Genomic DNA, 12,853 nt, shown 5'->3' with positions numbered 1-12,853 from the left:
TTCTACCGCAGAAGGGGTCCTCCGACGTGACGACCACGCGCAGAGCTTTCGGAGCACTGGCCGCCGGTGCCGCCCTGGCGACCCTCGCCCCCGCCGCGACGGCGAACGCGTCCGGCCGCGGACGCCTCGTCGCCCACGACGACTTCCGTCACGGCCTCCACCAGTGGGTGACCGAACTCCAGGACGGTGGCAGGGTCACCGCGTCCCGCGGGGTCCTGGAGGTCGACGTGCCGAGCGGTGCCACCGTTTGGTTCAGGGAGCGGCTCGAAGGGCCGTACGTCCTCGAGTACACCGCCACGCCCGTCTCCGAGGGCGGCGCCAACGACCGCGTCTCCGACCTCAACAACTTCTGGAACGCCACCGACGCCCGCTCCCCGGACGACCTCTTCGCCACCCCGCGGGACGGGGCCCTGGACGGGTACGACTACCTCACGACCTACTACGCGGGCTACGGCGCCAACTACAACACCACGACCCGGCTGCGCCGTTACGTCGGCCAGGCCGGGGTCCGGCCGCTGATCTACGACTACACGGAGCCGCTGCTCGTCGCGAACGAGCCCAACCGCGTCCGTATCGTCTCCGACGGCTCGACGGTCCGCTGGTGGAACAACGGACGGCTCGTCTTCGACTACAGCGACCCGGAGCCGTACAGGAACGGGCACTTCGCGTTCCGGACCACGTGGAGCCACTTCCGGATCGCCGACTTCAGGGTCTGGCGGTTGACCGCTCAACAGCGCTGATCGAACAGTTATTCCGGGCTTGGCGAACACTTTAGGAGTGGCTTATCTCACCGCCAGTCAACCCCTGCTTACGGTCGCGTAGGTCACATTCGAAGGTGAATCATGGCCGACGTGGCAGACGATTCGAAGAGTGACAGCAGATCAGTGATCGGGTCGTACGTTGCGGTGGGGGACAGCTTCACCGAGGGCGTTGGCGACCCCGGCCCCGACGGGGCGTTCGTCGGCTGGGCCGACCGGTTCGCGGTGCTTCTCGCGGACCGGCAACCCGAGGGCGACTTCGGCTACACCAACCTCGCCGTGCGCGGCAAGCTGCTCGACCAGATCGTGGAGGACCAGGTCCCGCAGGCCATCGAACTGGCGCCGGACCTGGTCTCCTTCTGTGCGGGCGGCAACGACATCATCCGGCCCGGAACCGACCCCGACGAGGTCGCCGAGCGCTTCGAGCGGGCGCTCGTCCGGCTCACCGATTCCGTCGGCACCGTCATGGTGACGACCGGCTTCGACACCCGTGGCGTCCCCGTGCTCAAGCACCTGCGCGGCAAGATCGCCACCTACAACGGTCATGTCCGGGCCATCGCCGACCGGTACGGCTGTCCCGTGCTCGACCTGTGGTCCCTGAAGACCGTCCAGGACCGCAGGGCCTGGGACGGCGACCGGCTCCACCTCTCGCCCGAGGGGCACACGCGCGTGGCGCTCCGCGCCGGACAGGTCCTCGGCCTGGAGGTTCCGGCCGACCCGGACCAGCCCTGGCCACCGCTCCCGCCGCGCGGCACCCTCGAGGTCCGCCGGGACGATGTGCACTGGGCGCGCGAGTACCTGGTGCCGTGGATCGGACGGCGGCTGCGGGGCGAGTCCTCCGGGGACCACGTCACGGCGAAGGGCGCTCTGTCGCCGGACGACATCAAGATGCGGATCTCTTCGGTGGCTTGACTGCCGCTGGAGGATGGGCCGTTCGTTGGGTTGAGAGCGCTCTGATGGCATGAGCCCCCGCGTCGAGCGGGGGCTCAGCGCTCCGAAGCCGTCAAGGCGGCCCGCTCCAGCCCCAGTTCCCGCGCCAGCGCCTCGTCCACCCATTCCTGCGCGCGTGCGCGCGACACCGCGCCGGCGTACGACGTCATCTGTACGGCGAGGCCGTCGAGCAGGGCCGTCAGGCGCAGGGCCGCGCCGTGCGGGTCCGGGCAGCGGAACTCGCCCGCGGCCACGCCCTCCGCGACGACCTCGGCGATCGCCGCCTTCCACTGCTTGTCGAGGTCGCGGGTGACCTCCTGCAGCGCGGGCTCGCGCAGCGCCGCCGCCCAGCCCTCGATCCACAGGCGCCAGCCCTTGGCAGTGCCCGTCGGCGCGTACCAGCGCACCGCCGACCGCAGCCGCCGCAGTGCCGTCGTGCGGCGGCCCAGCAGTTTGCGCAGCTGCCCGAGGTCGTCCTCGGCCGCGAAGGTGAACGCGGCGGCGACCAGCTTCTCCTTGGTGGAGAAGTGGTACAGCACCAGCGCGTTGCTCACGCCGAGCGCCGACGCGACGTCGGCGATCCTTACCGCCGCCACGCCCCGCGCCTCGATCTGTTCGATGGCGGCCCGCAGCAACTCCTCACGCCGCTCGGCCACGCTCAACCGCACTCTCGCCACGCGGTCACCCTATTGCGTCGCCGCTGATGGTGCCGGGTGAGGGCACTACTTGGCGAGTTCCACGGGGTAGAGATCGGTTCGCGCGATCGCCGCGTCGCGCTCGCCGGACAGAGCGGTGCGCCGCTCGTCGCCCATGAAGCCGTCGTAGCCCGCCTGTGAGACGAACTCGATCAGCTGGATCTCGTCCGGCCGGCCGTCGGCGCCGTCGGCCCGGGCGCGCTGCACGATCCGGCCACCATGCTCGCCGAGCAGCGCCAGGACCTTGTCCTCGTACGCGACCAGCGCCTCGGCGGCACCAGGCCGAGCCCAGAGCAGAACACACAGTTGGACCGTCATGGCGCCCGACCATATCGGCACCGTCCTGCTCCTGTACGCACCCGCCTGCCCGTCCCCCGGTCACTCGCCCCTCTTGTCCTGCCATTGCTGACTGTTGCCGCCCCTTCGTCTCAAGTCCCGGCAGGCCATGGCGAGTCGGCGTCTCGCACCACGGCGTGCGGCGAGGCACCCACGACGGCCACTGAGCCCGGGGCGAACAGGGCGTCCGGCTTCGGTTGTCCAACCGCCGTCACCGGTACCAGCCGAAGCGTTCCGCGATCACCGGCAGCCGGTCCGCGACGATGGCGTGTGCCGCCGCCCGCGGGGTCGTCCCGTCGGCCTCCGCGCGGGCCAGCATCTGCTCGATCAGGGCGCGCATCGAGCGGCGGGTGTGCGCGAACGCCGCGTCCGCGTCCGGGCCGATGTCGCCGAACAGGGTCCACCACCACCAGGCGTTCGTCCCGGAGTTGACGACCACGTCGGGCAACACGGTCACCCCGCGCGCGGCCAGCAGTTCCTCCGCCTCGGGCAGCACGGGCATGTTGGCCGCCTCGACGATCCAGCGGGCGGTGACGCGCTCCTGGTTGGCGGTGTCGATCGCGTACGAGACCGCCGCCGGCACGAGCACCTCCGCATCGGCCGACAGCCAGGCGTCGCCCGGCAGTTCACGGTCACCGGGGCGCAGGGCCGCGCGGTCCACGGTGCCGTAGGCGTCCCGCGCGGCGAGCAGCGCCTCGACGTCCAGGCCCGCCGGGTTGGCGATCGTGCCCTTGATGTCGGCGACGGCGACGACGGTGAGCCCCGCGCGCGCGAGGAAGCGTGCCGTGGCCCCGCCCATCGTGCCCAGACCCTGCACGGCGACCCGCGTCCCCGCGTACGGCACGTCCGCCCGGTCCAGGGCCGCCAACGCCGATTCGGCGACCCCGCAGCCGCCGACCAGTTCGTCCAGGCCGATGCCGTCCACCTCGACCGTGAACGCGTCCGCGAGCCGCCGCCGCGCCGTCGCCTCGTCGTCGAGCAGCGGATACACGGCCTGGATGGACGACACGAGCCCGGCCTCCGCGGCCGCCCGGTCCACCAGGTCCTGGGTGAGACCGAGGTCCTCTCCCGTGGTCCAGAAGCTCTCGATGTACGGCTTCATGGCGCGCAGGTAGCGCACCAGGAGCGCGTACGCCGCCGGGTCCCGGGGATCGCAGTCGATGCCGCCCTTGGCGCCGCCCAGGGGGACGTAACGGCCCTCGGGGTTGTAGTGCAGCGCCTCCTTCATGGTCATGCCACGGGCGAGCCCGGCGACCTCGTCCAGGGAGCAGCCCTCGCGCATGCGCAGTCCGCCACTGGAAACGCCGCGCACCAGCCGGTCGACCACCAGGAAGCCCTGGCGGCCGGTGACGTGATCGGTCCAGGTGAGCGACAACAGGGGGGCGGTCATGCGATCTCCTCGCAGGGGGTGCTCACCGATGGGCAATTACTGAATAGTCAGTCAGTATCGGAATCGGAGGCACTCCCTGTCAACGTGCTGAACGGATCATCGAGCGTGCGAGGGCCGGATGCCGCACGGACGCCAGGACGGCGGTCCACACAACCCTGTGACGCGAGGTCCACGGAACCCGTGACGGGAATGGACGCCGACGATCCGCGGTTCATGAGGCCGTGGGCTCTACGTCGTAGAGGTCCTTCGTTGCAAACTTTGGGTTTTCCTTGGAATCAGTCCGCCCTGACCCGGACGACACCGGTGTTGTCAGTGGGGCCGACCATAATGGAATGCCTCACCGACTCCACCTGGAGGTACCGTGTCCGGTTTCCGTTCCCTGAGCTCCGGGCTCCGCGCGCTGCAGCCCGCGGCCTTCGGCGCGGACCCGAGCGGTGAGCGCCTCACGCGCATCCGCAGATCACCGCACTTCAAGGACGGGGTCTTCCAGAATCCCGGGGGTACCGCCAGGACCCGGCCCTCCGGTTCGACGGTGGACTTCGCGAAGGTCTTCTTCGACAAGGACGAGCGGCCCAGGCGCGCCCCCAAGGGCACGGTGCCGGTGTACCCCACGACGCTCGCCGACATCGCCAGGCCGCCCGCGACCGGACTGCGACTGACCTGGATGGGGCACTCCAGCGTGCTCGCCGAGATCGACGGAAAGCGGGTGCTCTTCGACCCCGTGTGGGGCGAGCGCTGCTCCCCGTTCTCCTTCGTCGGGCCCAAGCGCCTGCACCCGGTGCCGCTGCCGCTCGCCGCGCTGGGTCCGGTCGACGTCGTCGTCATCTCGCACGACCACTACGACCACCTGGACCTGCCCACCATCAAGGCACTGGCCGGCACGGACACGCTGTTCGCCGTCCCGCTCGGCGTCGGCGCCCACCTCGAACACTGGGGGGTCTCCGCCGACCGGCTGCGCGAGCTGGACTGGCACGAGGCGACCGAGGTCGGCGGCCTCACCCTGACCGCCACCCCGGCCCGCCACTTCTGCGGCCGCGGACTGCGCAACACCCAGCACACGCTGTGGGCCTCCTGGTCCGTAGCCGGCGCCGAACACCACATCTTCCACAGCGGCGACACCGGGTACTTCGACGGCTTCGCGGACATCGGCGCGGAGCACGGGCCGTTCGACGCCACGATGATCCAGATCGGTGCCTACTCCGACTTCTGGCCCGACATCCACATGACGCCGGAAGAGGGCATGCGCGCCCACCTCGACCTCCAGGGCGGCCGGCCGCACGGCGTGATGATGCCGATCCACTGGGCCACCTTCAACCTCGCGACGCACCCGTGGGCGGAGCCCGGCGAGGGCACGGTCGCGGCCGCCCGTGCGACGGGTTCCCGCATAGCGGTGCCCCGTCCCGGCGAGCCCTTCGAGCCCACCGCCGAGACCGTCCCGTCCGACCCGTGGTGGCGCGCTGTGGCCCAGGCCCCGGCGGGCGGCTGGCCGGACGCGGACACCCCGACGGAGGCGGCGACCAAGACCGCCTCCGACTCCGCCGCCGAGGCCGGCGCGGACAGTGCCGTACAGGGGAAGTCCGCGGAGGGCACGGGAGAGCCCGAGACCGTATCGGCGGGCTGACCTCGGCGGGCTGACCTCCTCGGGGGATGGGGGGAGGGGAGGCCGTGAGTCGACCCGGTGTGCTTGGGGAGGATTCCGGGATGACGCGACGGCGGGCGGTGACGGTCGGGGTCGACCTGGCCGCGAGTGCGCGGCGTACCGCTGTGTGCCGGGTGGTGTGGGGAGACGAGGGTGTCCTCACGGCGGAGTTCGTCGTGCCGGAAGACGACGAGGACCTGCTCGCGCTGGTCCGGGCCGCCGACAAGACCGGCCTCGACTGCCCGCTCGGCTGGCCGTCGAGCTTCGTGGCGACGGTCCTGGCCCACCACCAGGGCGTACGGCTGCCACCGTCGGCCCGGTTCGAGGGGCGGGCCGACGGCCGGCCAGGACTGGACGCATTGCGGTTCCGGCTGACCGACGACCTCACGTGGAAGGCGACCTCGATGCGGCCGCCACTGTCGGTGTCCACCGACCTCCTCGGCGTCGTCGCGCTGCGTGCGGCCCGTCTCCTCGACGCCCTCGACGCGACGGGCACCCCCGTGCCCCGCGACGGGTCCGGCCCGGTAGCCGAGGTGTATCCGGCCGCCGCACTGCGCCTGTGGGGGATCCGCCTGACCGGCAGCTACAAGAACGCCAGGCCCGAAGCTCGCGCGGTCCGGGAGCACATCCTCGGCATGGTCGAGGCGGGCCTGGGGCCGGCAGCCCTGCCCGAGCAGGTCCGCGCGACGTGCGCCGACAGCCACGACCACCTCGACGCTCTGGTCTGCGCCCTGGTCGCCCGCGCCGTCCTGGTCGGGGACACCCGGTGGCCGCAGACCTCCCACGAGCGTGCGGCCGCACGGCAGGAAGGGTGGATCCACCTGCCGGGCGGGGACCTGACCGCCCTGCAGGCCCGTCGACGCTGACCGTGGACTGCGCGCGGTAACAGCGGCGGTCAGGTCTCATCACCAGGCCGCCCCGGGCCGTCACCCCCGGCGGAGAACCGTGGTGTGATGGCGCCGTGAGCCGCGCCGCAGAAGAGACCAACCGCCGCATGCTCCGGGCCCGTGACGCGATGGACCGCTCCTACGCCCAGCCGCTGGACGTCCCCGCCCTCGCCCGGATCGCCCATGTGTCACCGGCGCACTTCACCCGCACCTTCCGGGCCACGTTCGGCGAGACGCCCCACCGCTACCTGCAGCGCCGACGCGTCGAGCGCGCCATGTTCCTGCTCCGGGAGACCGACCGCAGCATCACGGACATCTGCTTCGAGGTCGGTTTCTCCAGCCCGGGAACGTTCAGCCGCACGTTCCGCGACATCGTCGGCCGGTCGCCGCGGACGTACCGCAAGGAAGCGGCGACCGTGGCCGTCCCGACCTGCTTCACCATGGCGTGGACGCGGCCGCGCGCCTGAGCAGTTTTGGATAAGTTTTCGTCCGGCTCACCTCGTAGCGTGGTGCCCATGTTCACCGCCATCACGCATTCGCAGATTTACGTCCTCGACCAGGACGAAGCCCTCGACTTCTACGTCGGCAAACTCGGCCTGGAGGTCAACGCCGATGTCGACCTGGGCTTCATGCGCTGGCTGACCGTCAGCGTCCCCGGTCATCCCGAGCGCCAGATCCTGCTGGAGAGGCCGGGCCCTCCGGCGCTGTCCGAGGAGACGGCGGAACAGGTCCGCGAGTTGCTGACCAAGGGTGCGGTGGGAGGCCACCTCATCTTCAGCACTGAGGACTGCCGCAAGACGTACGAGACGCTGCGGGGGAAGGGCGTCGAGTTCACCGAGGAGCCCACCGAGCGCCCGTACGGCATCGACTGCGGCCTCCGCGACCCCTTCGGCAACAGCATTCGCTTCACCCAGCCGAAGGCCTGAAGTTATATACGCTGAGTGACGCTCGGGGGAACGTTTTCGAGGGGGCGGGCGCGCCTCGAAGCGGTCCCGGCCGACTGTGGTCGGCCAGAGGGAAGCAGTCGGCGAGGGCCGAGGAGCGGTTGCTCCTCGGCCCTCGCCGTTTCTCAGCGACCACTTCTGACCAGCTCTGATCGATCCTTTGTTCAGCGGGATCACGTGTCCGCTGGGTTTATCGGTCTGTCGTACGACGCCTCATACCAGAGCGGGATGCTGTGCGTGGGACTTTGTCAACTGCCCACCGCACATGATGCGTTGGCGACTACTGTGAGTGTCCGTCGGGCGATGCATGTCCGAACCGCGCAGCCCGCGCTCCCTCCAGGCACCGACGGACCAGTACGACGAGGAAACCGATGTCTCACCTCCGCGCACCGGCCGCACGCGCAGACCGCCGTGAGGGCGGACGGCACGGACGGCCGGTGACCCGTCCCGTTCCCTCGCTGCCCGAGACCCAGATACGGCCCCAGTTGATGCGGCTGGCCGTGCTGCCACCGATCGCGGTCGCCCTGAGCGCCGGCGCGGCCGTCCTGTTCACCGTCCGCTCCACCGGCGCTCGGCCCGGTCTCACGCTGTGGGGGGTGCTCGCCGGCGCCACCTCCGTCGCTCTCGCGGGCATCCTGATCGCCACCGTGGCCGCCGACCGTGCCGCCAAGTCCGTGAGCGACCGGATCGGCGCGCTGCGCCGCAGCAGCGCCCGCGGCGAGGCCGAGCTGCGCGCCCTCGTCGAGGCACTGCGCCGCGGCGACGCCCCGCCCCAGCGCAAGCCCCGCAGCGGTCCCCCCGACGACGCCGACGACTTCGAGCTGCTCGCCGCCGACCTGACCCGGGCGCACGACGGCGCCGTCACCGCCGTCGTGCAAGCAGCCCAGCTCTCCAGCCAGGCGGGCAGCGAACAGAAGCTCGAGGTCTTCGTCAACCTCGCCCGGCGCCTCCAGTCGCTGGTGCACCGGGAGATCTCGATCCTCGACGAACTCGAGAACGAGATCGAGGACCCCGACCTCCTCAAGGGCCTCTTCCACGTCGACCACCTCGCCACCCGGATCCGCCGGCACGCCGAGAACCTCGCCGTCCTCGGCGGCGCCGTCTCCCGCCGGCAGTGGAGCCATCCCGTCTCCATGACCGAGGTACTGCGCTCCGCCATCGCCGAGGTCGAGCAGTACTCACGGGTCAAGCTGGTGCCCCCGATCGACGGCACCCTGCGCGGTCACGCCGTCGCCGACGTCATCCACCTGCTGGCCGAACTCGTCGAGAACGCAACGGTGTTCTCCGCCCCGCACACCCAGGTCCTGCTGCGCGCCAACCTCGTCACCTCGGGACTCGCCGTCGAGGTGGAGGACCGCGGGCTCGGCATGCCGGTCGCCGAGCAGAAGAACATGAACGCCCTGCTCGCCGACCCCGACCAGGTCAATGTCGCGAGCCTGCTCGCGGACGGCCGCATCGGACTGTTCGTCGTCTCCCAGCTCGCCCGGCGGCACGGCATCAACGTCCGTCTGCAGACCAACATCTACGGCGGGGTACAGGCCGTGCTCGTCGTACCGCAGGGGCTGCTCGGCTCGGCACCGGGCATTCCCGGAATCGCACCGCAGCCGCAGGAAGCCACGGGGTCGATGGGGGTGGCGGGGCCGTCGGGACCACCGCGGTCCCCGCAGCCGCAGGTGCCGCTCGGGCCCGGACCCGAGACCCTCGGGCGGCGCGTCGCACCTGAGCCGCCCGCACCGCGACCCGTGCGGCAGCAGGAGGCCGCTCGGCCCGCGGGTCCCGTGCCGAACGGCACCGTGCTCAACGGAGATACGGCGGGCGGCAGCGGACCCGCCCCCCTTCCCCTGCGCGGCGCCCACGAGGAGCGGGCCAACCCGGCGGAGGCCGTGCCCGGCATCAGGCCGGACGACCGGCCTCTCGTCGGGGAGAACACGGCCGCGCCGCCGGTGCCCCGCACCGGTGCCGTCCGCGGCACCATGGGCAAGCCTCAACTGCCCCGTCGCCGCGCCCAGGAGCACATCGCACCCCAGCTGCGGGACGGCCCGGCCCCGCGCCAGGACACCGAGCACCTCGCCGGCCACGACCCCGGCCTGATGGCGGCCTTCCAGCGTGGCATCGGACTGGCGGAGGCCCAGCAGAACCTGGAGTCGGAGCACACGGGTTCGGTCCACATGGCGTCCCCGCCCATGGACCAGGACCACACGGCGTCGGCCCACATGGAGCCCGAACACACGGCCTCTGCGCACATGGAGCCGCAGACCATGACGCAGACGGGGCACATCGACCTGCGCCCCCTCATGGACCCGGCCTACTCGGAACCGGCCTCGGGATCCGCACCCCTGCTCCCGATCTCGCCCCTGGACGCTCCCCGCACGGACGTCACCGCCACCACTCCGCCGCCCTCCATGGACGTACCGCCCATGGACCCGCACCACATAGCCGAGGCGCGCCCCGCATCCGCGCGCGGCATCGACCACCCCACCCGGCACGACGGGAGCGCACCAGCCGGATGACCACCCCAGTCCCCACCCCTGTCTTCACCCCCACCGCTCCCGCAGACCTTCGTACCCCAAGGAGTCGATCCACCATGGCGAGCGATGCGCCGACCGGCGGCCATGTATCCGATCTCGACTGGCTGATGAGCGGCCTCGTGCAGCGCGTACCCCACACGACCAGTGCGGTACTCCTCTCCTGCGACGGGCTCGTGAAGTCGGTCCACGGCCTCGATCCGGACAGCGCCGACCACATGGCCGCGCTGGCCTCCGGCCTCTACTCCCTCGGCCGCAGCGCCGGAGTCCGCTTCGGCGACGGCGGAGACGTCCGCCAGGTCGTCGTCGAACTCGACTCGACGCTGCTGTTCGTGACCACCGCCGGTTCCGGCACCTGTCTCGCCGTGCTGGCCGGCCGCGAGGCCGACGCGGCGGTGCTCGGCTACGAGATGGCGATGCTCGTCAAGAGCGTCCGCCCCTACCTGGTCACCGCGCCCCGGCAGCACGCCGTCGAACCCACGGCGATGAGGCCTTGAGCGTGGCGACGGTCGGCGACGGGCCCTGGCTCGACGACGCGGCCGGTCGGCTCGTGCGCCCCTTCACGGTCAGCAACGGCCGCACCCGGCCCACCATCGCACTCGACCTCCTGTCGCACGTGATGGCCACCGGAGCCACCCCCCTCGGCTACCTCGGCCCCGAGCACGCGCAGGTCCTCGACCTGTGCCGCGGGCCCGTCTCGGTCGCCGAGGTGGCCGCCCACCTGAAGCTGCCGGCGGTGGTCACCAAGGTGCTGCTGTCGGACCTCGTCGACTGCGGGGCGCTGACCACCAAGCCCCCCGAGTTCCACCACAACCCGACTGACCGGGCCCTTCTGGAGGCAGTGCTCGATGGACTACGACGACAGCTCTGATCCCTTCCCCACCGCGCTGAAGATCCTGGTGGCGGGAGGGTTCGGAGTAGGCAAGACGACCTTCGTGGGCGCGGTCAGCGAGATCGCGCCCCTCAGCACGGAGGAGTTGCTCACCACGGTCAGCGCCGCGACCGACAGTCTCGACGGGATCGAGAACAAGGTCGAGACGACGGTGGCCATGGACTTCGGCCGCATCACCCTCGACCCGGAGCACGTGCTGTATCTGTTCGGCACGCCGGGCCAGGAGCGGTTCTGGTTCATGTGGGACGAGCTCTCCGAGGGCGCGCTCGGCGCGGTCATCCTCGCCGACACCCGCCGCCTGGAGGAGTGCTTCGCGGCGGTCGACTTCTTCGAGCAGCGCGGCCTCGGCTTCATCGTCGCGATCAACGAGTTCGACGGTTCCTACCGCTACGACCCCGAGGAGGTGCGCGCAGCCATAGACCTGCCCCCGGAGATCCCGATCGTGCGCTGCGACGCCCGGATCTCCAGCTCGGGCGTCCAGACCCTGCTCACCCTCGTACGCCATCTCATCGCCCACGCCCCGGCACACGCGCCGAGCCACGGCGCCCACATGTGATCCCCGCACACCGCCACGGAGCCCGTATATGCCCTGCGTCCACAGTGACGGAGCCCGCCCATGAGGTACGACCCGTCGCGCCCGGCCGGGCGTCTGCTGCTCACCCCCGATGACAAGGAGGCCCCCGCCCGGGCCCGGCGCCTGAGCCGGCTGGGCCTGGGCGAACAGGCGGACCCCGCCCTCGACGCCTATGCGGACCACCTCGCCGAGCTCACCAGGTCGCCGTACGCCATGGTCAACTTCATAGACGAGAACCGGCAGTTCTTCGCGGGCCTGCATCTCTCGGACGTGGCGCCACCCGTGGTGAAACCGGACGGCACCAGGCCGGTCCTGGGCCGTGAGCTGGCCCGCGACCACGGTTTCTGCCCCCATGTGGTCGTCCGGCGCAAGGCGCTGGTCCTGGAGGACGTCTGCGACTACCCGCGGTTCGCGGGCAATCCGGTCGTCGACGAGTTCGGCATCCGCTCCTATCTGGGCGCGCCGCTGATCGACAGTACGGGGATGGTGCTCGGCACGGTGTGCGTCGTCGACGTGGAGCCGCGGCCCTGGGGCAGGCCCGGCCTGGAGACCATCAAGTCGTCGGCCGCGGACCTCGTCGCGCGGCTGGAGCGACGGGAGGCCGACGGGCTCCCGCTGCTGTGACGGCGGGAACAGCCCATTTGCTAGCCGACCGGTCTATTACCGACCTAGACTGGTGGTGTGGGACGCACCAGTGACGCCAAGCCGAAGATCCTCGCCGCCGCACGCTCGCTCATCGAGGGGCGCGGCTACACAGCCCTGGGCGTGGCCGAGATCTGCAAGGCGGCAGGGGTGCCGAAGGGCAGCTTCTACTACTTCTTCGAGTCGAAGGAGGCCCTCGCGCTCACCGTCGTCGACGAGCACTGGGCGGCCCAGCAGCGCGACTGGGCGCGTGTCCTGGGCGGCGACGCGGAACCGATGCAGCGGTTGCGGCAGCTGTTCGAGGAGACGGAGGCCGGCCAGCGCGCCGCTCAGCAGGGTTGCGGCACCGTCTCGGGCTGTCTGTTCGGGAACCTCACCCTGGAGCTGAGCAACCAGACCGAGGCCGTCCGCGGACGGCTGCAGGAGATCTTCGACGCGCAGGTCGACATGGTCGAGTCCGTCGTCGCCGAAGCGCGGGAGCGCGGCGACGTGACCGTCACCGACACCCGGGAGGCGGCGCGGGCGGTGGTGGCCCAGCTCGAGGGCCAGGTGATGTTCGCCAAGCTGTACAACAGCACCCAACGGCTCGGCCCCCTGTGGGACAACTGCCGGGCCCTGCTCGGCGCCCGCTGACCCGGGCG

The 12,853-nt window shown here is 71.2% G+C and carries 15 protein-coding genes; 12 read left to right on the top strand and 3 right to left on the bottom strand.

The window, feature by feature from the left end; genetic code table 11:
* Positions 1–26 precede the first annotated feature (26 nt).
* The gene (locus tag OG303_RS10335) at positions 27–740 is read left to right on the top strand and encodes a DUF6250 domain-containing protein (protein WP_405867090.1); all 714 of its coding nucleotides are present in this window, start codon (positions 27–29) and stop codon (positions 738–740) included.
* Positions 741–884: 144 nt separating this feature from the next.
* Entirely contained in the window at positions 885–1,670 is a 786-nt protein-coding gene (locus OG303_RS10330; RefSeq protein WP_405877165.1) for an SGNH/GDSL hydrolase family protein, read from the top strand.
* A 74-nt stretch (positions 1,671–1,744) separates the two neighbouring features.
* Here the strand turns inward: OG303_RS10330 and OG303_RS10325 are convergent, their stop codons facing one another.
* The 3 genes from OG303_RS10325 to OG303_RS10315 all read right to left on the bottom strand — a co-directional run bounded on the left by OG303_RS10325 (position 1,745) and on the right by OG303_RS10315 (position 4,109).
* Entirely contained in the window at positions 1,745–2,365 is a 621-nt protein-coding gene (locus OG303_RS10325) for a TetR/AcrR family transcriptional regulator (RefSeq protein ID WP_405867088.1), read from the bottom strand.
* A gap of 45 nt (positions 2,366–2,410) precedes the next feature.
* Complete coding sequence (locus OG303_RS10320; protein WP_405867086.1) at positions 2,411–2,701, bottom strand: hypothetical protein; 291 nt, start codon at positions 2,699–2,701, stop codon at positions 2,411–2,413.
* Positions 2,702–2,930: 229 nt separating this feature from the next.
* Positions 2,931–4,109, bottom strand: a complete 1,179-nt coding sequence (locus OG303_RS10315; RefSeq protein WP_405867084.1) for a Glu/Leu/Phe/Val dehydrogenase dimerization domain-containing protein — start codon at positions 4,107–4,109, stop codon at positions 2,931–2,933.
* A gap of 361 nt (positions 4,110–4,470) precedes the next feature.
* Between OG303_RS10315 and OG303_RS10310 the strand changes: the two genes are divergently transcribed.
* From OG303_RS10310 to OG303_RS10265, 10 genes are all read left to right on the top strand, one after another.
* The gene (locus tag OG303_RS10310; RefSeq protein WP_405867082.1) at positions 4,471–5,730 is read left to right on the top strand and encodes an MBL fold metallo-hydrolase; all 1,260 of its coding nucleotides are present in this window, start codon (positions 4,471–4,473) and stop codon (positions 5,728–5,730) included.
* Positions 5,731–5,810: 80 nt separating this feature from the next.
* On the top strand, positions 5,811–6,614 hold the full coding sequence (locus tag OG303_RS10305; RefSeq protein ID WP_405867080.1) for a DUF429 domain-containing protein: 804 nt from the start codon (positions 5,811–5,813) through the stop codon (positions 6,612–6,614).
* Positions 6,615–6,709: 95 nt separating this feature from the next.
* Positions 6,710–7,102, top strand: a complete 393-nt coding sequence (locus OG303_RS10300; protein ID WP_405867078.1) for a helix-turn-helix domain-containing protein — start codon at positions 6,710–6,712, stop codon at positions 7,100–7,102.
* 48 nt (positions 7,103–7,150) lie between these two features.
* Positions 7,151–7,561 carry a VOC family protein gene (locus OG303_RS10295; protein ID WP_405867076.1) on the top strand — a complete coding sequence of 137 codons (411 nt, stop codon included), beginning with the start codon at positions 7,151–7,153 and terminating at the stop codon, positions 7,559–7,561.
* Between the two features lie 389 nt (positions 7,562–7,950).
* Complete coding sequence (locus tag OG303_RS10290; protein ID WP_405867074.1) at positions 7,951–10,089, top strand: ATP-binding protein; 2,139 nt, start codon at positions 7,951–7,953, stop codon at positions 10,087–10,089.
* Positions 10,090–10,163: 74 nt separating this feature from the next.
* Positions 10,164–10,601, top strand: coding sequence for a roadblock/LC7 domain-containing protein (locus tag OG303_RS10285; RefSeq protein ID WP_405867072.1), 438 nt, complete (start codon positions 10,164–10,166; stop codon positions 10,599–10,601).
* A 2-nt stretch (positions 10,602–10,603) separates the two neighbouring features.
* Positions 10,604–10,975 carry a DUF742 domain-containing protein gene (locus tag OG303_RS10280; protein ID WP_405867070.1) on the top strand — a complete coding sequence of 124 codons (372 nt, stop codon included), beginning with the start codon at positions 10,604–10,606 and terminating at the stop codon, positions 10,973–10,975.
* A complete protein-coding gene (locus tag OG303_RS10275; RefSeq protein ID WP_405867068.1) occupies positions 10,953–11,552 on the top strand; it encodes a GTP-binding protein in 600 nt (199 codons plus the stop codon). Before OG303_RS10280 ends, OG303_RS10275 begins: the two co-directional genes overlap by 23 nt.
* 60 nt (positions 11,553–11,612) lie before the next feature.
* Positions 11,613–12,194, top strand: coding sequence for a GAF domain-containing protein (locus OG303_RS10270; RefSeq protein ID WP_405867066.1), 582 nt, complete (start codon positions 11,613–11,615; stop codon positions 12,192–12,194).
* Positions 12,195–12,251: 57 nt separating this feature from the next.
* The gene (locus tag OG303_RS10265; protein ID WP_405867064.1) at positions 12,252–12,845 is read left to right on the top strand and encodes a TetR/AcrR family transcriptional regulator; all 594 of its coding nucleotides are present in this window, start codon (positions 12,252–12,254) and stop codon (positions 12,843–12,845) included.
* The last annotated feature ends 8 nt before the right edge of the window (positions 12,846–12,853 follow it).

The sequence above is a fragment of the Streptomyces sp. NBC_00005 genome (assembly GCF_045160215.1).
GTDB lineage: Bacteria > Actinomycetota > Actinomycetes > Streptomycetales > Streptomycetaceae > Streptomyces.
This window is presented reverse-complemented; position numbering and strand designations above follow the sequence as displayed.

Excerpts from the sequence above, each read along its gene's own strand:
- OG303_RS10275 (WP_405867068.1), top strand. The coding sequence starts at position 10,953 with ATGGACTACGACGACAGCTCTGATCCCTTCCCCACCGCGCTGAAGATC.
- OG303_RS10295 (WP_405867076.1), top strand. The coding sequence starts at position 7,151 with ATGTTCACCGCCATCACGCATTCGCAGATTTACGTCCTCGACCAGGAC.
- OG303_RS10270 (WP_405867066.1), top strand. The coding sequence starts at position 11,613 with ATGAGGTACGACCCGTCGCGCCCGGCCGGGCGTCTGCTGCTCACCCCC.
- OG303_RS10290 (WP_405867074.1), top strand. The coding sequence starts at position 7,951 with ATGTCTCACCTCCGCGCACCGGCCGCACGCGCAGACCGCCGTGAGGGC.
- OG303_RS10320 (WP_405867086.1), bottom strand. The coding sequence starts at position 2,701 with ATGACGGTCCAACTGTGTGTTCTGCTCTGGGCTCGGCCTGGTGCCGCC.
- OG303_RS10305 (WP_405867080.1), top strand. The coding sequence starts at position 5,811 with ATGACGCGACGGCGGGCGGTGACGGTCGGGGTCGACCTGGCCGCGAGT.
- OG303_RS10285 (WP_405867072.1), top strand. The coding sequence starts at position 10,164 with ATGGCGAGCGATGCGCCGACCGGCGGCCATGTATCCGATCTCGACTGG.
- OG303_RS10315 (WP_405867084.1), bottom strand. The coding sequence starts at position 4,109 with ATGACCGCCCCCCTGTTGTCGCTCACCTGGACCGATCACGTCACCGGC.